Source organism: Paraburkholderia sp. SECH2, from assembly GCF_030464795.1.
In the GTDB taxonomy this organism is placed as follows: domain Bacteria; phylum Pseudomonadota; class Gammaproteobacteria; order Burkholderiales; family Burkholderiaceae; genus Paraburkholderia; species Paraburkholderia aspalathi.
This window is the reverse complement of sequence record NZ_JALPRH010000002.1, coordinates 186252-209656: the sequence shown is the minus strand read 5'-3', so window position 1 is coordinate 209656 and position 23405 is coordinate 186252. Positions and strand designations below refer to the sequence as shown.

General features: G+C 63.6%; 19 protein-coding genes. 9 read left to right on the top strand and 10 right to left on the bottom strand.

From position 1 onward, the window contains the following. Positions 1-221: hypothetical protein (locus M0D66_RS05305; RefSeq protein ID WP_301772801.1), on the bottom strand; the 221-nt coding region annotated here is incomplete at its 3' end. A 321-nt stretch (positions 222-542) separates the two neighbouring features. Here M0D66_RS05305 and M0D66_RS05300 point away from each other — a divergent pair. Next, positions 543-1025 carry a hypothetical protein gene (locus M0D66_RS05300; RefSeq protein ID WP_266209236.1) on the top strand — a complete coding sequence of 161 codons (483 nt, stop codon included), beginning with the start codon at positions 543-545 and terminating at the stop codon, positions 1023-1025. Between the two features lie 80 nt (positions 1026-1105). On the opposite strand, the gene M0D66_RS05295 is transcribed toward M0D66_RS05300, so the two are convergent. After that, positions 1106-1951 carry an aldo/keto reductase gene (locus tag M0D66_RS05295; protein WP_200617993.1) on the bottom strand — a complete coding sequence of 282 codons (846 nt, stop codon included), beginning with the start codon at positions 1949-1951 and terminating at the stop codon, positions 1106-1108. Between the two features lie 204 nt (positions 1952-2155). Here M0D66_RS05295 and M0D66_RS05290 point away from each other — a divergent pair, with 204 nt between their 5' ends. Next, a complete protein-coding gene (locus M0D66_RS05290) occupies positions 2156-2902 on the top strand; it encodes a GntR family transcriptional regulator (RefSeq protein WP_093635740.1) in 747 nt (248 codons plus the stop codon). A gap of 36 nt (positions 2903-2938) precedes the next feature. On the opposite strand, the gene M0D66_RS05285 is transcribed toward M0D66_RS05290, so the two are convergent. After that, positions 2939-4330 (bottom strand): CoA transferase, encoded by a 1392-nt coding sequence (locus M0D66_RS05285; RefSeq protein WP_266210423.1) that lies wholly within the window; start codon positions 4328-4330, stop codon positions 2939-2941. Positions 4331-4464: 134 nt separating this feature from the next. Here M0D66_RS05285 and M0D66_RS05280 point away from each other — a divergent pair, with 134 nt between their 5' ends. Further along, positions 4465-5700, top strand: a complete 1236-nt coding sequence (locus M0D66_RS05280; protein WP_266209233.1) for a citrate/2-methylcitrate synthase — start codon at positions 4465-4467, stop codon at positions 5698-5700. Between the two features lie 92 nt (positions 5701-5792). On the opposite strand, the gene M0D66_RS05275 is transcribed toward M0D66_RS05280, so the two are convergent. Continuing rightward, on the bottom strand, positions 5793-6098 hold the full coding sequence (locus tag M0D66_RS05275) for a DUF2917 domain-containing protein (RefSeq protein ID WP_054043580.1): 306 nt from the start codon (positions 6096-6098) through the stop codon (positions 5793-5795). 214 nt (positions 6099-6312) lie between these two features. On the opposite strand from M0D66_RS05275, the gene M0D66_RS05270 reads away from it, so the two are divergent. The 3 genes from M0D66_RS05270 to M0D66_RS05260 all read left to right on the top strand — a co-directional run bounded on the left by M0D66_RS05270 (position 6313) and on the right by M0D66_RS05260 (position 10855). Next, positions 6313-7731 (top strand): PLP-dependent aminotransferase family protein, encoded by a 1419-nt coding sequence (locus M0D66_RS05270; protein WP_093635736.1) that lies wholly within the window; start codon positions 6313-6315, stop codon positions 7729-7731. 105 nt (positions 7732-7836) lie between these two features. After that, complete coding sequence (mdtD, locus tag M0D66_RS05265; protein WP_093635734.1) at positions 7837-9297, top strand: multidrug transporter subunit MdtD; 1461 nt, start codon at positions 7837-7839, stop codon at positions 9295-9297. Positions 9298-9580: 283 nt separating this feature from the next. After that, positions 9581-10855 carry an EAL domain-containing protein gene (locus tag M0D66_RS05260; RefSeq protein WP_093635764.1) on the top strand — a complete coding sequence of 425 codons (1275 nt, stop codon included), beginning with the start codon at positions 9581-9583 and terminating at the stop codon, positions 10853-10855. Here M0D66_RS05260 and M0D66_RS05255 read toward each other — a convergent pair. Beyond that, positions 10811-11785, bottom strand: a complete 975-nt coding sequence (locus M0D66_RS05255; RefSeq protein WP_266209229.1) for a sigma-70 family RNA polymerase sigma factor — start codon at positions 11783-11785, stop codon at positions 10811-10813. The genes M0D66_RS05260 and M0D66_RS05255 overlap by 45 nt on opposite strands. Before the next feature lie 211 nt (positions 11786-11996). Between M0D66_RS05255 and clpP the strand changes: the two genes are divergently transcribed. Continuing rightward, positions 11997-12653: an ATP-dependent Clp endopeptidase proteolytic subunit ClpP gene (gene clpP / locus M0D66_RS05250; RefSeq protein WP_200618256.1), complete on the top strand. Its 657-nt coding sequence runs from the start codon at positions 11997-11999 to the stop codon at positions 12651-12653. Between the two features lie 155 nt (positions 12654-12808). Beyond that, positions 12809-14239 carry an NYN domain-containing protein gene (locus tag M0D66_RS05245; RefSeq protein WP_266209228.1) on the top strand — a complete coding sequence of 477 codons (1431 nt, stop codon included), beginning with the start codon at positions 12809-12811 and terminating at the stop codon, positions 14237-14239. Positions 14240-14382: 143 nt separating this feature from the next. Here M0D66_RS05245 and M0D66_RS05240 read toward each other — a convergent pair whose 3' ends face one another. Both M0D66_RS05240 and M0D66_RS05235 read right to left on the bottom strand, forming a co-directional pair. Further along, on the bottom strand, positions 14383-16086 hold the full coding sequence (locus tag M0D66_RS05240) for a PQQ-binding-like beta-propeller repeat protein (RefSeq protein ID WP_234487519.1): 1704 nt from the start codon (positions 16084-16086) through the stop codon (positions 14383-14385). 333 nt (positions 16087-16419) lie between these two features. Continuing rightward, complete coding sequence (locus M0D66_RS05235; RefSeq protein ID WP_093635762.1) at positions 16420-16998, bottom strand: glycine zipper family protein; 579 nt, start codon at positions 16996-16998, stop codon at positions 16420-16422. A 253-nt stretch (positions 16999-17251) separates the two neighbouring features. Here M0D66_RS05235 and M0D66_RS05230 point away from each other — a divergent pair, with 253 nt between their 5' ends. Continuing rightward, entirely contained in the window at positions 17252-17530 is a 279-nt protein-coding gene (locus tag M0D66_RS05230) for a hypothetical protein (RefSeq protein ID WP_200618252.1), read from the top strand. Positions 17531-17660: 130 nt separating this feature from the next. Here the strand turns inward: M0D66_RS05230 and M0D66_RS05225 are convergent, their stop codons facing one another. The 3 genes from M0D66_RS05225 to xseA form a co-directional block, all read right to left on the bottom strand. Further along, positions 17661-20129, bottom strand: a complete 2469-nt coding sequence (locus M0D66_RS05225; protein WP_266209227.1) for a glycosyltransferase family 41 protein — start codon at positions 20127-20129, stop codon at positions 17661-17663. Between the two features lie 631 nt (positions 20130-20760). After that, on the bottom strand, positions 20761-21339 hold the full coding sequence (locus tag M0D66_RS05220; protein WP_120289858.1) for a superoxide dismutase: 579 nt from the start codon (positions 21337-21339) through the stop codon (positions 20761-20763). Positions 21340-21558: 219 nt separating this feature from the next. Then, positions 21559-22938 (bottom strand): exodeoxyribonuclease VII large subunit, encoded by a 1380-nt coding sequence (gene xseA, locus M0D66_RS05215; protein WP_266209226.1) that lies wholly within the window; start codon positions 22936-22938, stop codon positions 21559-21561. Positions 22939-23405 lie beyond the last annotated feature (467 nt).

The window sequence follows — 23405 nt, the reverse complement described above, 5'->3', positions numbered from 1 at the left end:
GCGGCGGTGGCGGAAGCAGTGGCGGCAGCAGCGGGAGCGGCGGCTGCGGTTGCGGTGGCGGCCCCGGCGGCGGGTTCGGCGGTGGTAAAGGCGGCCCCGGTGGTGGTTTTGGCGGAGGCTTCGGTGGCGGGTTCGGCGGCGGCTTTGGCGGAGGCTCCGGCGGCGGTCACGGAGGCAAGGGTGGCGGCGGCAATGGTGGCAATGGCGGAGGAAACGGGCACTGACAGTCGCCTGTTTCCCGGGTAGGGGGCCCCCGCGCCCTACCCGTCGCTAACGACATGCGTATGCCGTTCGCAGTCCCCCGGCAGCGGCGGTGATGTCTCGATCCCCCGGTCGAGCGTCACCGCCCGAAGCCGGTCGATGTTGGCAACACCCGCAGGCGGCCCGGCAAAACAGCACGCAAGGCCTCGAAACGCTGACAGGCAGTTCCGCTCTTGCACACGTTTAAAACTAAAACAATCGATCGTGTCGCGCGTGACCGGAACCAAACCGAAGCGATTGCCTCATATCAGATTCAACGTTCGATATGAGGGCACCACAACATGCAACGAAACGTCCCCCACACCATGGCGCGCACGGCCACCGGCCTGCTGATGGTCGCCGCTCTGGGCCTCGCATCGCTCGCTAATGCGCAAACTTCGGCGCAAACACCGGCTACGTCGGCTCAGCCGCAGCCGCAAACCCTGTCGCAAGCCGCCCCGCCGGTCGATCCCACCTTCTCCGCCTATTCGCTCGCGCAAACCTGCAAGCTAAAAAACGATAACGTCGCGCAAGGTCAATGCGTCGGCGCGATCCGCGGCATCATCCACGGCTATCAGTACGGCGTGCTGTTCCTCGGTCAGCGCGCGTCGCTGCCGCCCAACGAAACGCAGCGTGTCTCGCTGTGTCTGCGCAATACGCAGGTGTCGTCGATCGTCGACGAATTCATTGCCGACGCCGCCCAGGTCAACGAAGACTCGCTCAAGCACACGCCCGCTGAAGTCGCCGTTCTGGGTTCCGTGCACATGCACCACAGTTGCAATTGATGACGCCCGCGCAGCGAGCCGCAGCGCCATAAGTGCCGCCTCCATGGCCGGCTGCAGTTCGCTGACGGCCGCTACTGCGCTCACAGCATTTCGAGTGGCCGCTTGCTGCGCGGCGGTTTGAAGTAAGTGTCGATGGCAGCGAGTTCGTGCGCGTCGAGTTGTAGTTGCGACGCCCGATAGTTGTCGCGCACATGCTCGACGCGGCCCGCTTTCGGAATTGCGAACACGCCGGGCTTTTGCAAGACCCACGCAAGCGCCACCTGAAACACCGAGACGCCGCGTGCGTCGGCAATATCGTCGAGCGGCGAGCGTTTCGGCAGGCGCGCATGATCGACCGGACTGTATGCCATCCCCGGCATGTTGCGCGCGGCAAGCCACGGCAACAGGTCGAATTCCGGCCCACGGCGCGCAACATTGTAGAGAATCTGATTGGTCGCGCACGCCTCGCCGCCCGGCGTGGCGACGAGCTCTTCCATATCGTCGGTATCAAAGTTGCTGACGCCCCAGTGGCGAATCTTGCCCGCGCTGCGTAATGCCTCGAATGCCTGGACGGTTTCCGCAAGCGGCACCGAGCCGCGCCAATGCAGCAGATACAGATCGAGCCGATCGGTTTTCAGGCGCTTGAGGCTCTGCTCGCAGGCCGCGATCACGCCGCGCCGGCTGGCGTTATGCGGATACACCTTGCTGACGAGAAAGACCTGATCGCGCAGCCCCGCCAGCGCTTCGCCGAGAAGCGATTCCGTGGCGCCGTCGCCGTACATTTCCGCCGTGTCGATCAGCGTCATGCCCAATTCGATGCCGCAGCGCAGCGCGGCGAGTTCCGAGGCACGCCGCGCCGGCTGTTCACCCATCTCCCAGGTGCCCTGCCCCAGTTTCGGAATACGCTCGCCGTCGGGCAGGCTCACGCTTGCGATATCGGTCGTCATGCTTTCTCCTCGAAGTGGCTAAACATAGGGCAACGCGTTCATGTCGATGCGGCGGCGCAGGCGAATCCGCGGCGCATGATACGCAAATCGTAGGGACGAGTTTAGCGGTTGCACGAGCATCGGATCGGGCACCAGGCAAAAGCCCGCTATAACGGAGCGCGCCGATGTCTTAGAATTGCCGCTTGCCCTTCTTGCGTGAGCCCCATGACCTCTGCCTCGGAAGACCGCTGGCGCGACCTGCGCCCGGACCCGGAAAACGACACGCCGCTGTATCTGCAACTCGCTCGCAAGCTCGGCAGTGCGATTCACGAAAACCGTTGGAACGCGGGCGAAGCGCTGCCCTCCGAGCGCGTGCTGTCCGAAGCGCTCGGCGTATCGCGGATCACCTCGCGCAAAGCCATTGCCCTGCTGGTCGAACAGGGATTGATCCGCCGCACTCAAGGCGCGGGCAGCTTCATCACGCCGCGCTATGAAGATCCGCTATCGCGGCTGTCGAGTTTCAGCGAAATGCTGCGGCGACGCGGTTTTACGCCGAGTTCGAAGTGGTTGTCGCGAGAAATTTCGCCCGCTAACCGCGATGAGGTGATTCAACTGGGCTTGTCGCCGGCGGCAGCCGTAACCCGGCTGCGCCGTTTGCGTCTCGCGGACGGCATCGTGATGGCGGTGGAGAATTCCACCTTCCCTGCCGCGGTGATTCCCGATCCTCAGGCAATTGGCGATTCGTTGTACACGTACCTGGAAAATCGCGGACTGACGATTGTGCGCGCGCTGCAGCATTTTCGCGCGGTGAACGCGAACGACGAGATCGCGCAGCAGATGAGCATTGCCCCTAACGAGGCGCTGTTGCTGATCACGCGCGTCGGGTACACGGCGGATCAGCGGGCGATCGAGCTGACCGATACCTACTGCCGCAACGATTACTATGATTTCGTGGCGGAGTTGAGAAAGTAAGCGCGGCGTTTGTCCTTCGGGGCAATCGCAACGCCTTCACGCCCATTTCGCCTCATGCGCCCCTATCCGAGCCGGCGGCAAGTCAAAGCGCGCAGGCGTCTCCTCAAGACGCTCAGCCGGTAGAACGCCCAGCACTCGCCCGAACGCCGACTGCACGGTTCCCAGACAATCCCGCACATCGTCGATCGAAACGTCGGGCGCCTTCCAGCCGTCGGGAAGCAATCCGAAGGATTGCAACCACCGTCCGGTCTGCGCGAGCGACACCCTCACGTGCCAGCTTCCGCCTTCGGTGGCTCGCCGCGCCAATGCGGCCATTGCGCCGAACGCAGCCAGATATCCCGTCGCGTGATCCAACGCCTGACAAGGCAGATGCTTCGGCTCGTCCCATCCCGCCGCCTCGCGCTCCGTAAAAGCAATTCCACTCGCGGACTGCACCAGACTATCGAAGCCGCGCCGCGCAGCCCATGGTCCTTTGTGCCCATAAGCGCAAACCGAGACATAGACGATCCCCGGCCGCACTCGCGCCAGTTCCTCGGGACCGAACCCGCGCGCCGTGAGCGCCCCTGGCCGATACGCCTGCAAAAACACGTCGGCGTCGCTAACGAGGCCATTTAACGTTTCCCGGCCAGTTGCATCGCGCAAATCGATCACAGCCGAGCGCTTGCCGCGCCCATTGTCGATCACCAGCGGCGCAATGTTCGGCAAGTGCGGACCGTTGACCATCAAGACCTCGGCGCCATGCTGCGCGAGCGCGCGTCCCGCCACCGGCCCCGCAATGATGCGCGACAAATCCAGCACCCGCACGCCCGCCAGCGGCCGCTCCGCGCCTGCCTCGCGCGGCGGCTCGACCGGCGCATCGCCAATGCGCTCGATCTCGAACAAGGGCAGCCCCGCAATCGCTTTCGCCTGATCGAGCGCAGCCCACTCGTCGGGCGTGCGAATCAATGCCGCGCACAAACCGGCGTCGGCGAGCGTCTGGTCAAGCGTCGCGCCATCCCAGCCGCGAATCGCCTCGGCCACCGCCGCGCGATCGTTCGCGCAGCCGAGCACCTTCAGCACGCCTTCGAGATGATGCGGAAAGTTTGTGTGCAGTTGAATCCAGCGGCCGTCGCGCGTCGCGTAGAAACCCATCACCGGATCGCGCAAAGCGGGTGGCGGACCGTCGTCGATACGCAGATAGCGCTCGCTGCGAAACGAGGCCAGCGCGCGCCGCATCTCTACGGTGACGTGTTGCCGGCGCCCCGTGCGCAAGCGATGGTATTCGGCAGCTGCAAGGCCGCTCGCGGCGATGGTCGCCTGCGCCAACGCGCCGACCCGATAGACCGACGGCAAGCCTGGGTCGGTGCCGGGAAGCGAGACGGAGCGCAGCGCAGTCGGGTCGCATTGCGCGGTCATCCAGATATGTTTGAGTGCGAGTTCAGGCGTCATGGTGCTCATATCGTTCATCTCGTTCGAGTTGGGACAGGAAGAAAGTGAATCGAGTCTAGAATTTCGCCTTGCTGCAATCAATCTTGATTATGATAATCAATATATATTGATTTCTTCGGTTTCTACGCGTTTCCATGCCGCCCACCAATTCCCTCACCGCCGCCGAAGCCGCCGCTACGCTCGGCATCAGCCTGCCTACGCTGTATGCGTATGTCAGCCGCGGCATGCTGAGCTCATCGCCGGATGCGCAAGGCAAGCACCGGCTCTACGACGCCGGCGAAGTGCGGCGGCTCGCCCGACGCAAGGAAGACGGCAAGCGCGCCGGCAAGGTCGCGCAAAAGGTGCTTGACTGGGGCGTGCCGGTGCTCGAATCGTCGATCACGCTGGTGGCCGACGGCCGCCTGCTGTATCGCGGGCACGACGCCATGGAACTGGCGCGCACGGCATCCCTCGAGGATATCGCGGCGTTGTTGTGGGAATGCAGTGCGAGGCGTATCGCCGATGCACCGGCCGTCCCCTTCGCCGCCGCGCAGTGGGCCGCGTGGCTCAAGCTCTGGAGCGACAGCACGCCGCTCGACCGCGCGCTCGTGCTGCTGCCGGCCGCCGCCGCGCAAATGCCGCGGGTATGGGCGCTCGGCCGCGACGCGCAACTCGATACCGCCTGCGCGGTCATGCGCTTGCTGGCCGCCGCGATGGTCTCGGCGGCGCCGTCGAACGAACCGCTGCACAAGCAATTGGCGTCGGCGTGGAACATACGCAACCGTCAGCAGGCGGGGCTGCTGCGCGCGGCGTTGGTGGCCTGCGCGGATCATGAACTGAATGCGTCGACTTTCACGGTTCGCTGCATCACGTCGACGGGAACACATATGTTCGGCGCCGTGGCCGGCGGTCTGGCCGCATTGGCCGGCCCGCGACATGGTGGCGAAACGGTGCGGATCGCCGCGCTGCTCGATGAAGCGTCACGCGCACCCGATCTCGACCGCTATCTGGCGAACCGGCTCGCCCGCCATGAGCACGGCACGCTTGGGCCGGTGTTGTCGGGCTTCGGTCATCCGCTTTATCCGGGCGGCGATCCGCGCGCGCGTCTACTGCTCGAGATGCTCGCTGACTGCGCGCCGGCCCGTTCGCCGCTAGGCGAACTGCAGGCAATCGCGCGCACGGTGCGCGAGACGACCGGCGCGGAGCCGACCGTCGACTTCGCGCTCGTGGGCATCGAACGGGTACTCGGCCTGCCGGCCGGCGCCGCGTTCACGCTGTTCGCGGTCGGCAGGGTGGTCGGCTGGATTGCTCACGCAATGGAGCAAACGCGCGACGGCCGGTTGATCCGGCCACGCGCGCGCTATATCGGGGAGATTGAGGCGCGGCCTTAACCGGCCGCGCAGCAGACGCGGTGCACATTCGTGGCCGCATCAGCCGCAGTCGTTACAGCGGCTGAAGCAATTGCCGCAGCCACCTCACTCCGTCACGCCACACCGAACCAGCGCGGCAGCCAGTTCAGCATCGGCGAACCGCTCAACGGCCGTGTTACAGCGCGCTCCGACCCGCTAGCCAGCGCGAAACGCGCACCGGCCCGCCCTGCGCTGACCCACGCCAGCGCACCGCGCGGCAACTCGATCGATTGCCCCGTTGCCAGCCAGTGATCGCCGTTTTCGCCTTCGACCGTCAACCAGATCTCACCCGAGATCACCTTGAAGACCGACGGACGCGCGACACGCCAGGCCGCCGCAGGCTCGTCATGTTCCATTTCGAAAATCCGGACTTCACGCATCACTGTTCTCCTTCAAAGAACTTTCCTGTTGTATTGATTATTGACGTGCGATCATCAGATACCCATGCACAGTTCCGAACACTTTCATCGGAACTGTTCAGTCGAAAAAACGGACAGTTGACGGCAATCGCGCTTCATAGGCACGTGCAGCGCACGCCGTACCGAAAGCTCGGCGCGCCGACACCCTGGTTGCCCGGCGAAGGAAAAGCACCGTATGAAACTCGAAATCCAACTCAATCGGGAAACCGGCGTACCACTCACCGAACAGATCGTCACGGGCGTCACCGCCTGGATTCGTTCGCGCACCGCTCACCCCGGCTCCAAGCTGCCGTCGATCCGCCAGTTCGCCGCCGACTACGGCGTGAGCCGGTTTCCCGTGATCGAGGCTTACGACCGGCTGGTGTCGCTCGGCTACGTCGACTCGCGGCACGGCTCGGGCTTCTATGTCGCCGACCGCCAGCCGCCAAGCGCGCAATGCCAGGGCACCTCGGACCCGCGCCGCGCCGAGGACGAATCGGGGCACATCCTCCAGCAGTTCAACTACCAGAGTGAGACGCTCAAGCTTGGCAGCGGCTTCATCCCTGATGCGTGGCGCGACACGGAGAGCCTCGCGCAAGCGATCCGCCACGTGTCGCGCACCGATAGCGCGAGCATGGTCGATTACGCGCTCCCGCTCGGCAATCTGACCTTGCGTGAACATCTGCAAGGTCGTATTGCTCAATTGGGGATTCAGGCGGACGCCTCGCAGATTCTGATCACCAATGGCGCGAGCCAGGCACTCGATCTGCTGATGCGCTACATGCTCAAAGCCGGGGACACGATATTCGTGGAGGACCCCGGCTACTACAACCTGAACGGTCTGCTGAAGCTGCACGGCGTGAAGCTGATCGGCATCCCGCGCACCCGCAACGGTCCCGATCTCGATGTGCTGCAGGCGCAGTTGCAAGTGAATCGGCCGAAGCTGATGTTCATCAACACGGTGTTCCACAATCCGACCGGCACCACGGTCGCGCCGCCGGTGGCATTCCGGCTGCTGCAACTGGCGCGCGAACACGGTTTCACGATCATTGAAGACGACATCTACGCCGACTTCCAGTCCGACGTCACCGATCGTCTCGCCACCCTCGACCAGCTCGAACACGTGATTTACGTGGGTGGCTTGTCGAAGACGCTGTCGTCGTCGTTGCGGATCGGCTGCGTGGTAGCGAGCCACGCAATCATCAAGGATCTCGTCGACATCAAGATGCTGACGAGCATCGGCGGTTCACGCTTTGCCGAAGCGGTCGCCGCTACGTTGCTGGAGCGCGGCGCGTACCGCAAGTATCTGGAACGGCTACGCCGCCGCATGCGCGACGCGCTCGGCTCAACCATTCAAACACTCGAAGACGCCGGCTGGGAGCTGTTCGAAAAGCCTGTCGGCGGCAAGTTCGTGTGGGCGCGCGTGCCGCACGTCGGTAACGCCGAACGGCTGGTGGCATGCGGCGCACCGCTCGGCGTGACCGTGGCGCCTGGCAGCTATTTCCGGCCGAACATGGAAATGAGCCCGTGGACCAGGATTCACGCCGCGTTCGGCAATGACCCGCGCGCCCAGGCATTTTTCCGTGCTGCTGTGGCGTTGCCTCCCTCGGACTGACCTCATCATCTTGTCTTCGCGCTGAGCGCATATCCGCTGCGCCGGGCCACGCTTTTCCCTAGAATAGCGAGTCCCAGCCCGTCCCTGCGCGCCTAGCCGCCTTCCATGTCCACGCCGCCGACCCTGCCCGCCTCAGCCCCCGCCGCCACTTCAGGCCCCTCGGCCCGCTCGCTCACCGTGATGCTGTGGCTCGTCGCCACCGGCTTCTTCATGCAGACGCTCGACTCCACGATCGTCAACACCGCGCTCCCCGCGATGGCGACAAGCCTCGGCGAGTTGCCGTTGCGCATGCAATCGGTGGTGATCGCGTACTCGCTGACAATGGCGGTGATGATCCCGGTGTCCGGCTGGCTCGCCGACAAACTCGGCACGCGGCGCGTGTTCTTCAGCGCGATCCTCGTGTTCGCAGTCGGCTCGCTGCTGTGCGCCAACGCGCATACCCTGAATCAGCTGGTGATCTACCGCATCGTGCAAGGCGTGGGCGGCGCGATGCTGCTGCCGGTCGGGCGGCTCGCGGTGCTGCGTACCTTCCCGGCTGAACGCTATTTGCCGGCTTTGTCGTTCGTGGCGATTCCAGGACTGATCGGACCGCTGATCGGCCCGACGCTCGGCGGCTGGCTCGTGAAGATCGCTTCGTGGCACTGGATCTTTCTGATCAACGTGCCAGTGGGGATCGTGGGTTGCATCGCCACCTTCATCTTCATGCCGGATAGCCGCAACGAGCATACCGGCAAGTTCGATCTGAAGGGCTATCTGCTGCTGATTTTCGGCATGGTGGCAATCTCATTCGCGCTCGACGGCCGCACAGAGTTCGGCATCCAGCACGCCACAGTGTTGGTGCTGCTAATCCTGAGCCTCGCCTGCTTTGTCGCCTACGGTTTGCACGCCGTACGCGAGCCCGCACCGATCTTCCCGCTCGACCTGTTCAAGATCCACACCTTCAGCGTCGGGTTGCTCGGCAATCTGTTCGCGCGGATCGGCAGCGGCGCGATGCCTTATCTGATTCCTCTGCTCCTGCAGGTGAGTCTCGGCTATAGCGCCTTCGAAGCCGGCATGATGATGCTGCCGGTGGCGGCTGCGGGCATGGCGGCTAAGCGCCTCGTCACCACACTGATTGTCAAATACAGCTACCGGCGCGTGCTGATCGTCAATACGGTGCTGGTGGGCCTGACCATGGCAAGCTTCGCGCTCACTTCAGCCAGCCAGCCGCTGTGGCTGCGGCTCGTGCAACTGGCATTCTTCGGCGCGGTCAACTCGATGCAGTTCACCGCGATGAACACACTGACGCTCAAGGATCTCGGCACCGGCGGCGCGAGCAGCGGCAACAGCCTGTTCTCGCTCGTGCAGATGCTGTCGATGAGTCTCGGCGTGACCGTTGCCGGCGCGTTGCTCGCGACCTTCACCGGCCTCCTGCCGCGCGTGACGGCCGCCAACTCGCTGCCCGCTTTCCATGCGACGTTCCTGTGTGTCGGCATCATCACCGCCGGCTCGTCGTGGATCTTCGCGCAACTGTCGCCGGACATCCGCACGCCCGCGAAAAAGACCGATCCTTCGGAACGGACCTGAGTTTTGCGCCAGGCTGCGGTGGCGTTGCCCCTAACCGCCGCTACCCGCCGCGCCCCGTCGCCGACCCGCAAAGGGGCGCGGGCCGCACCACCGAAGTGCGAATCATCGCGTTCGCGCCCGCGCTAGCGCACAATCGCCGTACTGACAGCGGCAAGCGGGCGCGCGCAGAGTGTTTCCGCACGCGCATAGTTCTTGCTCGCCTACCCTGTAAACTCACATTTTTGCGCGTGCCCACTCGTGCCGAGCATGAGAAGCGCGCCGCCACTTCCACACGACTGACATGATGAGCATGATCGAACTCGATCCTCCCGGCTTCCAGCCGCCGCGCCCGATGGCGGGCGACGAAGGCTCCCGGCGCACCGTTCTGTACGGCGGCTACACGGTTTTCAGCGTGTTCCAGCCGGTTTTTTCGGTGTCGCACCGGCGTGCGATCGGTTATCACGCTTCGCTGCGCGCACACGACGAACATGCGCTGCAGGTGCCGTCACACGAGGTTTTCACGCAGGCGGCACGGCGCGGCGACCTGCTGGAACTCGGGCGGCTCGCCGAATCGCTGCATCTGGGCAACTTCAACGCATTCGACAGCCACGACGAATGGCTTTTTCTGAGCCTGCACCCGGCCGCACTGATGGACACCAGTTACGGCGACGCACTGCTCGCCGGCCTCAAGGCGCTGGGCTTGCCGCCGCAGCGGGTGGTGCTGGAAGTATCCGAACAGGCCGGCGGTGAAACCACGCGCTTCGCCGAAATCATCGACGCGCTGCGCAAGTCCGGCTTCCTGATCGCGCTGGACGGCTTTGGCGCCAAACATTCGAACATCGACCGCGTGTGGAATCTGCGTCCGGACATCGTCACGCTCGACCGCTGCATTCTCGCGCAAGCGAGCGAACACTCGCATATCGAACGCGTGCTGCCGGGCCTCGTTTCGCTGCTACACGAATCCGGCCAACTGGTGCTGATGGGCGGCCTAAGCACCGAGCGCGATGCGCTGATCGCACTCGAATGCAACGTCGACTTCGTGCAGGGCGCGTACTTCGCGGGCCCGAGCGTCGAGCCGGTCAAACCGCAAGCGGCGGCCGGCCTGATGGACTCGCTCTCCGCGGCACTACGCGAACGGGTTGCCACACGCGAACGCGCACAGTCAGCACGGCTCGCACCCTATGTCACGGCGCTGGAAACGGCGGCTGCCCAACTCGTGGCCGGGGAATCGGTAACCCAGGCGACCGCGACGCTGCTCACGCTCGGCGAAACGGCACGCTGTTTTGTGCTGGACGGTTCGGGCCGGCAGATCGGCGACAACGTGCTGCCGGCGGGACGCGCTTCGCAACGCGCCAAGCGCTTCCGGCCATTGCTGCATTCGGAAGGCGCGAGCTGGGAACGCCGGCCGTACTTCATTCAGGCCATGCGCGTGCCAGGCCAGGTGCACCTCACGCCGCCCTACCTCTCGATCAACGAAGCACACCTGTGCGTAACGGCCTCGATCGCCGCGCATACGCCGCACGGCACCCAGGTGCTATGCGTTGACATCAACTGGGAAGTCGCTGCGCATCGTAATTGAGGCAAGGGCGTTCCGCTGGATCCGCGCGAGGAGCTTCATGACAGCCGCGCGGCCCAGCAAGCGGTTAGCCGCCTGCAACCGCGCCGCGCTGGTGACGGCGCGCAACGCGACGATCTTCGTCGAGCCGTCCGCCTGATTTAGCGTGGACACGTCGATCACCCCCGCAACCTCGCCGTCGAAGAGCAACGCAATACACATTGCGCCTTCGACCGACACCACCTCTGCATGGCTCGCCTGATGCGCGAGCGCTGTCACCGTCTCCATCCAGGCCACTGGCCCCAGTTCCTGCGTGCACACCGGCGCGTCGCTGACGACTTCCGGCGCATCGCTAAAGAGGCGTAACAAGGCCGCCCGATCCTGCGCCTCCAGCGCGGTGCGCAAGCGTTCCACGATCCGTGCATGCGCGGCGGGATCCGGTCGTTCCAGCGGCGCGCCCGCACGCTGCAACCGCGCCTTGGCCCGATGGACAATCTGCCGGCAACTGGCCGGCGTGCGGTCGAGGATTTTCGCAATCGCCGCGTAGTCGCAATCGAACGCTTCGTGCAGCACGAATGCCGCCCGCTCATCCGGCTTCAGACGCTCGAGCAGAAGCATCACGCCGTACGACATCTCCGCTGCACGCAAGGCCAATTCCTCCGCCGACGGCGCCACCTCGTCGAGCCAGGGCTCCGGCAGCCAGCCGGCAGCCTGTGACGCGCGTTCGCGCTGCACGTGACGCAGCCGGTCAATCGCCGCGCGCGTGGTGATCGTGGTGAGCCAGGCGGCCGGTGTCTGCACCTCTTGCGTATCGGCGAGATGCCACTTAAGCCAGACGTCCTGCACCACGTCTTCCGCTTCGGCGCGGCTGCCGAGCATGCGGTACGCCAGCGCTAGCAGGCGGGCACGCACGGCCTCGAAGCTGGATGCCTTGTCGATTCCTTGTTCCGTCATGCCTGAACCTCCTGATCTGCATCCTTTTTACCTTGACGCCCGGGCTCCCGCCGATGTGACAGCCCACCGAAAAAATATTCCTGTCACGCCGCCGCCCTTCCTCTCGTCATAAGGACAACAACCCGTGCAATGGGCGCGTGGTTGTTCGAGGTTGTTCGAATCGGCCACCGCTCCCGGCTACCGGCAACGCGCCACCTGAAACGAGGCAAACATGCATTCCAGCTATCCGTCCATCACCGGCCTCGGCCTCGTGCCCACCGTGATCGAGCAATCCGGCCGCGGCGAGCGCGCCTATGACATCTATTCGCGTCTGCTGCGCGAGCGCATCGTCTTTCTGGTCGGTCCGGTGAACGAACAGTCAGCCAGTGTGATCGTCGCTCAATTGCTGTTTCTGGAATCCGAGAATCCCGACAAGGATATTTCTTTTTACATCAATTCGCCGGGCGGCTCGGTGTATGACGGCCTCGCCATCTATGACACGATGCAATTCATCAAGCCCGAGGTGTCGACCTTGTGCACCGGCTTTGCCGCCAGCATGGGCACGTTTTTGCTGACCGCCGGCCAGCGCGGCAAGCGGTACGCGCTGCCGAACGCGCGCATCATGATTCACCAGCCGTCGGGCGGCAGCCAGGGCACCGCTGCCGACGTCGAGATCCAGGCGAAAGAGGTGCTCTACCTGCGCGAACGTCTCAACGCGATGATGGCCGAGCGCACCGGGCGCAGCATCGAGGAGATCGTGCGCGACACCGACCGTGACAACTTCATGTCGGCTCAAGGCGCGAAGGATTACGGCCTCGTCGACGAGGTGCTGGAAACACGCGCGGCGCTCGGCAATCCAGGCGACTCGGCTCGTCACCGTGACATGTAGCGCGGCACGGCCGCACCGCCAGAAACGCCCTCGCCCCGGACGGTTTTTGCCGTTCCTATCGGTGCGCCTGAAACACAAAAGCTGATCACCTCCGCTGGAATCGCTATCATGGTCGCGATTCGTCGAATTCGACGATCGCTTCAATGGAGATATTCATGGCGTCATCCAACGAAACCGTCAGCATGGCGCTATTCTGCGACTTCGAAAACGTTGCGCTCGGCGTGCGCGACGCGAAGTACGACAAGTTCGACATCAAGCTGGTGCTCGAACGTCTGCTGCTCAAGGGCAGCATTGTCGTGAAGAAAGCGTATTGCGACTGGGACCGCTACAAGAGTTTCAAAGGCGCGATGCACGAGGCCAATTTCGAGTTGATCGAGATTCCGCACGTGCGCCAATCGGGCAAGAATTCCGCCGACATCCGGCTCGTGGTCGACGCGCTCGACCTCTGCTACACGAAATCGCACGTCAATACCTTTGTCATCATCAGTGGCGACTCGGATTTTTCGCCGTTGGTGTCGAAGCTGCGCGAGAACAACAAGCAGGTGATCGGTGTCGGCGTGCAGCAATCCACCTCCGATCTGCTGATCGCGAACTGCGACGAATTCTTCTTTTACGACGACCTCGTGCGCGAAAGTCAGCGCACGGTCGCCAAGCGCGAGTCGTCGCGCCCGCAACAGACCGCGCAGCAGACAGCCAAACGTACGCCCGACGAAGAAAAGTCGCGCAGCAAGGAGGACCTCGAAAAACGCCGCACCAAAGCGGTGGAGATCGCCGTGCAGACGTTCGACGCGCTCGCCTCCGAACGTGGCGACAGCGGCAAGATCTGGGCATCGGTACTGAAGAACGCGATCAAGCGCCGCAAGCCGGATTTCAACGAGACGTACTACGGCTTTCGTGCGTTCGGCAATCTGCTGGAAGAAGCGCATGCACGCGGGCTGCTCGAATTTGGCCGCGATGAGAAGTCAGGCGCCTACGTCTATCGGGGCGCGGCTGGAAATGCGGGCGCCGAAAACGTGAACGAGCCGGCCGAAACGAGTGATTCGGCAGAGCAAATCGTTGAAGCACAGGTTGCCGAAACCGTGGTCGCCGAGTCGGGCGGCAAGCACGAGTCGCGCCGCCGAGGCCGTGGCAATCGCAAGCCCGGCCGTGGCCAGCAGGAAAGCGCGCAGGAAGAGCGTGTGGCGGTTGACCACAGCCGTCATGCACAGGCTCAAACTGACACGGGACACACGCACGCGCCGTCGGCCAGTGAATCCGTTTTCGAACAGCCGGAAGCCACCTGGGCACAACCGGAGGCCTTTGCAACTGAACCGGTCGCAGTAGCCGCAGAAGAAACACCGGAAGCGGGCACCGCCCAACCTAAGCGCCGCAAGGAACGCGCACCGCGCAAGACAGCCGCGAAGAAAACGAAGAAGGCAACACCGCGAAAGATCGATGAGGTCCCGGAGATCGCGGCGCCTGCTGAAGCGCCGGCAGCGTCTGTCACCGAAGAAAAAGCGCCCGTGGCCGCCAAAAAGGCAGCGCGCAAAACCGCCCCACGCAGTCGCCGTCCGCGTAAGGCAGCGGCAACGAGCGAGGCGGAATAAGCGTCTCACTTTGCGTGACGTGCACCGGATTTCCTCCGGTACACCGATAGCAATGTGAATGCCGCAACAACGCAAACTCCGTCGCAAACAAAAAGCCCCTGCTCGCAACGAGCAGGGGCTTTTCCATTTCCAGTTCGCAACACCTACAACAAACCAAACACCGCCACCCCATTCGTCGTGCCCACAAACACTTTGCCGCGCGCGATCATCGGCGTGATGAACTTGTTGCCCGCGCCCCATTGATCGCGCGTGCCGGCCTGATTGCTGTTGTACAGCTCGCTCGCGAGGTTACTTGCGTTGTACGCATGCAGGGCGCCCGTCGTGCCGTTTTCCGCCACCCAGACGATGCCGTTGCTCGAGCCATTGGCCGACACGGCCGGTGTCGCGCCGGGATAGGCAAACGTGGTTGGACTCTTTGACGATGCGGTGGTCGCGAGAAATGCACCGGAGATCGGCAGCGCCTTCAGGTTATCGTTCCAGCCGCCGTAATAGACCACACCGTTGTAATAAGCCGGCGAGCCCCAGATGCCGCCCGCGAGCGTGCCGGTCAGCACCTGCCAGTTATTGTTCGCCGTGGGACTGAATTTACCCATCGAATCGCGATCGACCACGTAGATCAGATTGTCCTTGCCCGCCGCCACCGCCAGGTGTTTGACAACGCCGCCCGCGGTCGTCTGATCCGGCAACAGCATCACGCCGCCCGAACCGAAATCGTTGTCGGCATTTGCCTCGGCCACGACGTTACTCATGGCGAAGTAATCGGTGACCTGCAGGTTTCCTAAGGACAGCTTCATCAGCGAGTTTCCGAAGTCGCCGTCAACCGGAAAGCCCTGCGCATTCAGCGTGGTGCCGAACGTGCCGTTGCCGTCGACGACGTAAATCGAGGTGCCGTCCGAGGCCATGCCTGAGCCGGCCATCCAGATCGATCCCTGGCTACCGTTCGGCGCGACGTCGAACACGCTGGTCTGCTTCAACGTGTCGGCGCTATAGGCCATCAACCAGCCGGTGTAAGCGCCTGACATGCAGTGCGCGGTCCAGCCCATATAGACGTTGCCGCCGACCAGCGTGAGCGCCGCGCGCACGGTATGCAGCGATGGATTGAAGGTGATGGTGCCGTTGACGCTCCCCGCGCCGCTACCGGGGAAGCTCGCCGCAATCTCCGTCGGGCCGCCGAGCACTTCTGCCCCCGTGGTCAGATCGAGCGCATGCAGCCGATGATGGTACCCACCGCTGCCGTCCTTGGTCATCGCCACGGCATACAGCACGCCATTCGCGCCGCGATTGCGATCGATCACCGGCGTCGACGTAATGCCGATTTCCGGCGTGATGTCCTGGCAACCGTGATCGTCACTGGGTGTCTCGCCGCTGCCGACCAACGAGACCTTCCACAATTGCGCGAAGGTGGTGGCGTCGTACGCGTACACGCTATCGTGTTCGGTGGCGACGTAGACCACATCGTGTGCGGTGCCGGCAATCGGCAGACTGGTGACGAACAGCGGCTGCGCATCGACTTTGCCGTCCGCGGCGAGAAACGCGACTTTGCCGAAGCTCGTTGAATTGACGTTCGCGAGCGTCAGCGTGGTCTCGGCGAGCATCTGGCCCGTGCGGGCGAGATCGTTGTGATGCATCAGCACGTCGGTGGCGAAGGCTGTCGTGCCCATCGACGTGCCACCCGAACTGGTCGAGCCGGTACCGCCGCTGCCGGTCGACGAGCCGCTGCCGGTGGTGCCGCCGCCGGCGGACGAACCTGAACCCGTACCCGATGAGCCACCCGAGCCGCCGCCGCAAGAAAGGAAGCAGCCGGCGACGAGTGCAATCGCCAGCCGCTCGCACACGCGGGACCACATTCTCGGATTGAACGTGCCGGTTTGCGGTCGCTGCATGGTCGCCTCGTTTGCACGATGTCCGGCTCACTCCGTGCGTCGGGCTGCGTCGAACGGCGGAGTCAGAAACGGCGGGGGCCGGCAGGGATGGAGTGGAGTGTGCGGGCTGTGCGGAACCGTCAGACAACCGGCGTCCCTGGCCCTCTATCCAAACGTACGCCCTTTGCCGGGCGGCCTGCCGCCATCGTTTCGTGTCTTTCCGCCAGAGATGACAAAAGCTTTACAGCAACAAGCTTGCCTGCCCCCTGGCGCAAACGGTGTGTTTCGGCGAAGCGAGGTTTCCGATCGACCTCAGTTTCAGTAATACGGGTAAGGCGCGTACATCACCGGAGGCGGCGCGACATACCGCGGCGGCGGAGCATAGTAGTAGGGCTGAGGTGCGTAATAGGCCGGCTGCGGCGCGTAGTAGGCGGGTTGCGGTGGCTGCGAGATCGTGTTGCCCTTCGAGGTCATGCACTGCGCGTAGGAGGCGTCGTAGCGCGCTTGCAGGCCCGCCGCGGAATACTGCGCGCCATTCGCGCCGTTCGCGCCGCCGATCAGCAAGCCGCTGCCCGCGCCGATCGCTGCGCCCGCGCCCGCATTGCCCGCCGCCGCGCCGATCAGTGCGCCGACCGCCGCGCCGCCGAGCGTGCCCAGCGCGGCGCTGTTCACGCTGTTGGTGGTCGCCGCCTGGGCGGCCGCGTTCGGGTCCGTCGAACGGTTCGCATAGTCGCGGCATGCATAGTCGTCCTGCTGGAACTGCCCGAGCGGCTCGCCGCTGCGCGGCAGCGCGACCACGCTTGGACCGCTCGGCGGCATGACCGCGCAACCGCCGAGCGCGAGCGCAACGACGGCGGCCGGTATGGCGAGGCTAATCGACTTGGTGCTGGAGATCATGTTCGTGCGCTTCAATGACATTGGAATTCAAACGTTATGCCAATCGGTATCGCGCTTGGTTACGAGATCGTTACAGAAAGTTTTTCGCTTACATTCTCGCGCGCGTTCGCGCCGCATGGTCTCACAGCCTGAAAGGCCCGCGCAGCCACGTCATATCGGGCAATGCTTGTAAGCGAAGCCGCAATCTGTTTTCGCAGGGCGCGGCCTAAACTGGCTTGCGGTAATAGTAGGCAATGAATCAGAGGATGACTCGATGAACCGGCTTGTTTTTCTGGCGGCGGTGGCTTCTGCCGCCTGCATATCGCCCGTTTTCGCGCAGTCGAACACGACATTGCCGAGCAGCGCGATCGAACCGTCGACAACGACCTTTCCCAGCGCCTCGATCGCGCAGAATTTTCAGTACATCAATCACCCGCCGCCACCTCCCGCGCCTGCGAGTTCGGCGTCGCCCAGCGGCGGCGGACGCGGTCATCGGCATCGGCAGATGTCGGCGGATTCAGATACGGCCGGGGGTGCGTCGACGCAGCCTTGATCGGACGCCCGCAGGGTCTGAATCGGCGCGGAACAAGGGTCCACCTGACCTCGCCGCAGTTACTATCTGTGACAAAGCTTGCACTCCCGACCGGCCTCGCAGGTGCCAACCCGACGACTATCTCTCCCCGTTACCTCGTAACTGCCGGAGAAACACGCGTTGCGCGCCCTCCGAAGGCTTCACCTGGCATCGTCATACCTCCAGCTGTAGCGCTGTCGCGCCTCGCCGGCGTGCTCCGTTGCCCCTGCCTGCACCACGTTCCCCAGACGTGGCGGTAAGCGGCCTCGACATGGCGCGCAAAGCGCGCGCCGTCCATCAACGGCGATGCCGCGAGCCGTGCCCGCAGGCTGCCACGCATCGCGCTCAGGCGCGGCAGATCGCGTACCAGCTGGACGGCGGTCTCGACAAACTGTGCGTCGCTGTCCGCGGCGAGATCGCGCAGACCCAGATTCTCCAGTTGGCTCAGTCCCGCGCGCCCCACTGACGTGCTGCCGACCCGCGTGACGACCGGCACTCCCATCCAGTACGAGTCGAGGCTCGTCGTATGGCCGTTATACGGAAACGTATCGAGCCCGACGTCGATCTGGTGATACGTCCGCAGATAGTCCGCGCGCGGGCGGAACGGCGTAAAGGAGACCCGCTCCTCCGCGATCCCATGATGTCCCAAACGCTCGAGTAGAAGCGCACGGGCCGCGCCGTTCGGGGCCATCAATAGCAGCCTGGCGTCCGCCACTTCGCGCATCACGTCGCCCCACAGTCTGAAGGTCGCATCTCGCAGCTTGCACGGGTTGTTCAGGCAACCGAACGTCGGATAGCCGTTCGATAGCGCAGGCAACGCATTGACCTCAGGCGTATCCGTCAACGCGTCATAGCACCAGAAAGAGTCCCGCAGACGGATGGAAACTTCGCTATACCAGGCATCGCTGCCGACCGGGTCGAGCCACGGGTCGGTGAACCGGTAGTCGATCGCATCGATGCCGGTCGTGCCCGGATAGGCGAGCCAGGCGATCTGCACCGGCGTGGGTTTGCGCGCAAACAGCAGCGGACGGCCATCCGCCATATGCATGGTCAGGTCGATCAGAATGTCGATCCGGTCGTCGCGGATCATCTGTGCGAGCTGCTCGTCGGTGAGTGCGCGTACGTCGCGCCAAACATCGGCATAAGAGGCTACGCGCTGCGTCAGATCGTCCGGCCGGGTGACGCTCGCGTAACAGAAGACTTCGAACTGTTCGTGATCGTGATGCGAGAGAAGCGGAAGCGTGAACAGCGTCTGGCAATGATCGCGGAAGTCCGGCGACACGTAGCCGATGCGCAAGCGGCGGGACGGCGTCGCATCGTTCGGATGCGGCTCGTGGGTGCCGCGATACGGTGCCTCGTGCCGCGCCGACCATCGACGGCTTTCGTCCAGTAGCGGCTGAGGATGCTCGGCCTGGAAGCTCAATGCGTAGACCAGATTGCTGTGCGCGACGACATTGTAGGGATCGCACGTGAGCGCCCGACGATAGCAATCGATGCCGTCGTCGAGGCGACCCTGGTCCTTCAGCACGTTGCCGAGATTGTTGTGCGTGACCGAATGATGCGGGTCCACGCTGAGCGCTTCGCGCAAATGAGATTCCGCCTCGGCGATGCGGCCGAGCGTACGCATCAGGGTCGCCGCATTGTTGAGCGCGGCAACGAAACCCGGGCGCAGGCGGATCGCCGTGCTAAACGCTTGCGCGGCGTCCTCGTGCGAGCCCGACTCTTGCAGGACGATACCCAGGTTGTTGTAGGCATCGGCGTGTGCCGGCGCTTGCCCGATCGCCCGCTGATAGTGGCTTACCGCTTCGCTCCGCCTACCGAGCGCATGCAGCGCATTGGCCAGGTTGTACGCTGCTTCGGGGAAGACGGGGTCTAACTCGAGCGCGTGCGTCAGCAACGCAGCGGATCGTACGAACTCGCCGCGCCGGTGAAGCGCGACGCCGAGATTCACCAGGCTGCAGGGCGAGTCGGGTGCCACGCGCACCGCTGCCTCGAGTTGCATCACGGCTTCGTCCAGACGGCCTTGCGCCTCGAGGAGTGTGCCGAGATTCGTGAGTGCGTTGGCGTCTTCGGGTTGCGCTGCGATCGCGCGGCGGTATGCGGCTTCCGCGGCATGCAGGTCGCCCTGTTGCCGGTGGCAGTTGCCGAGGTTGTTGAGCGCATCGACGTGCCCTGGTTCAAGCGCCAGCAGCGACGTATAGATCTCAATCGCAGCAGCGTATTCGCCGACTGCTTGCAGCGCCGCCGCCAGGGCGAATAGCACGTCGGCGGAGCCGGCTTCGAAAGACAGTGCTTGCAGATAGGCGTCGATCGCTTCGGTAAATCGTTGCGCGGCGGCAAACACTTGTCCTCGAACGAAGTGATATCGCGCGTTTTCCGGTGCGCGAGTCAGCGCCGCATCGAGCCACGCAAGTGCGGCCTCGTACGCGCCACCTTGCATGTCGAGCACACCGAGGCGGAACATCACGTTCGCGTCGTCGGGGTTGATCGCGAGCGTACGTTCGTACAACTCGCGGGCATGGCCGAACTCACCCGCGAGATGATGTGCCGTCGCGAGATCCAGAATCTGAGTGATTTCCATCGTGCCCCGCCGGAGGACTGCTGTTTCACCGATGTCACTTCGACCCGGACCGCTGTCCGCATCACATCCTTGTGATGCCGTCGCGCGAGGCGAACCACAGGCGGCGCGAAGGGGAACGAACATCAGCGAACGATAGCGAGCGAGTCCTTACCGAGGTTTACCATTGCTCACCACAAGAAACATGTGGCGATGCAGTCACACCGCTTCCAGCCGGGGAGCGAAACTTCACGGAAGCTTTCAAGGTTCGAAACTGTAAGCGAGCATGGCAAGCGCGCGGCGCATAGCCATGGCGGTGCACGCTCAGTTCAGCTGATGGAGAAGACGATGACGAGTCTTTCGATGGCAAGACCAGGAGCTTTCGACAAGACCGCATCCTGAATGCGGAACGCTGACGAAGCTTGCCGTCCGCAAGAAATATTCAGTAACCCGTAAGTAACAATGGATAGGAATGACGAAAGATTTGACGCGCAAATGCGACGGACGGCAAACCTGAAGAACCAAAAAGCAGAAAGCCCTCACGAAGGAGGGCTTTCTGTTTTACTACCGTTTCCAGACATCATTGCAGCGATCTGTTCGGATCTCCAATTTGATTGGATATCCGAACTATCCTGTCACGCTGCAACCGGCAAACTTACGCGAAGTTCTTCGACGCGAATGCCCAGTTGACGATGTTCCAGTACGCTTCAACGAACTTCGGACGCGCATTGCGGTAGTCGATGTAGTACGCGTGTTCCCACACGTCGATCGTCAGCAGTGCCTTCGCGTCCGTGGTCAGCGGCGTAGCTGCGTTGCTCGTCGACACCAGGTCGAGCGAACCGTCAGCCTTCTTCACCAGCCATGCCCAACCCGAGCCGAACGTGCCGACTGCGGTCTTGGCGAATTCTTCCTTGAACTTGTCGAACGAACCCCACTTGGCGTTGATCGCGTCAGCCAGTGCGCCGGTCGGTGCACCGCCACCTTGCGGCGACAGGCTGTTCCAGAAAAACGTGTGGTTCCACACCTGAGCAGCGTTGTTAAAGATGCCGCCCGATGCCTTCTTGACGATCTCTTCGAGCGACAGGTTCTCGAACTCCGTGCCCTTGATCAGATTGTTCAGGTTGGTCACATAGGTCTGGTGGTGCTTGCCGTAGTGATACTCGAGCGTCTCTTCCGACATGTTCGGAACGAGTGCGTTTTTTGCAAACGGCAGCGGCGGGAGCGTATGTTCCATGGTGCTTTCCTTGTGTCTGTATCTGTTGTGGGGGAGGCTGCGGATAAGGCTTTAGAGCACTCGATTGTAGGCGAGTTGGAATAACCCCGCAAACCAACGGACTTTATGTCCGGCATCGGCGAACATGCCGCATACATAGCGTAATTAGTGCCTTCGCACGGCGTGTGCCCGGTCTCGGCGACGGTCAAAAATGCGCTTTGGCGCGCCATCGGCGAAGTGTCAGAAACCGTCGGTCAGGCGCGGTTGCACGTCGGCGAGGGCGATGTCCGCCGCCCCTTCCGCGAGGTGTACCGTAAGGCGCCGCCCCGGCTTCAGTGACGACGGCGCACGCACCGCGCGGCCGCTCTGCGCGTCGAGCACGGCAGCATAACCACGCTCCAGTGTGCGCTGCGGGCTCAGTACTTCGAGCCGGGCGGCCAGCGTGTCGATACGCGCGGACTGACGTTCATGCTGACGTAACAATGCTGCGTCCAGGCGCTGCGAGAGCATGCCGAGCTTTGCCTGATGCGCGGCGAGATCCGGCCGCCAGCGCTGCCAGCGCATCTGCAGCAGAGAAAACCGCGCTCGGGCGTCACGCACAGGGCGCGCGCCTGCCGATGCCAGCCGCACGCTCAATTGCTGCAAATGCGTGCGCTGCCGCGCGAGCCGCTCGGCCGGCGACACCAGCCGGCGTGCGAGCCAGTCGAGTTGTTGGGCGCGCCGCTCCATCATGCGGCCGAAGCCACGGGCGAGCGTCGCATGCCGATGATCGAGCTCGCGCAGCAACAGCACGCGCTGCGGGCTGACGAGTTCGGCGGCGCCGGTGGGCGTCGGTGCGCGCACGTCGGCGGCGAAGTCGGCGATCGTGAAATCGGTTTCGTGACCCACGCCGCTCACCACCGGGATCGCGCTTTCGGCGATCGCGCGCGCCAGCACTTCTTCGTTGAACGCCCACAGGTCTTCAATCGAGCCGCCGCCGCGGCACACGATCAGCACATCGACTTCGCGCCGCGAGTTGGCCGCATCGACCATCGCGGCTACTTTGGCGCTGGCGCCCACGCCCTGCACCGGCGCCGGATAGACGATCACCGGAATATGCGGGGCGCGGCGCGACAAGGTGGTCAGGACGTCACGCAATGCGGCGGCCTGTAACGATGTCACGATACCGATCGCCCGTGGATGGGCCGGCAAGGCGCGTTTGCGTTCGGCGGCAAAGAGCCCCTCGGCTTCGAGTTGCGCCTTCAGCCTGAGAAAGGCTTCGTAAAGACGCCCCTGCCCCGTGCGGCGCACCGCTTCCACATTCAGTTGCAGCTCGCCGCGCGGTTCGTACATCGTCACCAGCGCGCGCACTTCGATGCGATCGCCTTCGCGCGGCGTGAACTCGGCGTATTGCGCGCGACCGCGGAACATCACGCAGCGCATCTGCGCCTGCGCGTCCTTGATCGAGAAATACCAATGGCCGCTCGCGGCACGCGTGAAGTTCGACACTTCCCCGGACACCCAGACGAGCGGAAACGAGCGTTCGAGCATCGTGCCAATGGCACGGTTGAGCGCGGAAACGGGGACGACAACTTCACCGCCGGGCGTGGCCGACGAAGAAAAAGGGCTTTCGGGATTCATGCGAGGAATATCGGTGACTGGCCGGACAGACGATAGACCGAGTGGCCATCGGCGTCCAGCACAGCAGACGAATTGTTAAAAGTGTCCACATGTCGGGAGCCGTTAGACGAATGCCGCCAGATCGCCCGCCAGGTCGCGTGAATTGGAAGCATGTCATTGATTTATATAGATTTTGCATCTCGTTAAAGAGAACGATTGCCGATACGGAGCGCTCGGCGCGGCCCTCTCAGCCTGTTGACGGGCAGGTTCTCCACAAAGTTATCCACAGGCTGTGGGCATCGTCCGGAACCGCCACTTGCCGCGCGGCGCGAGGTGCGTGACTTGCCGGGCGGGACGTGCGCGCGCTAGAGTGGCGGGTTCGACAGCATGTTGAAAGTCCGCCGCGCTCGCCATTACAGCCCATAGACTGCACACTGCGGGCACACCGCGCGAGCGCATCGGATATAGCCACTGTCTGACCTTTTCGC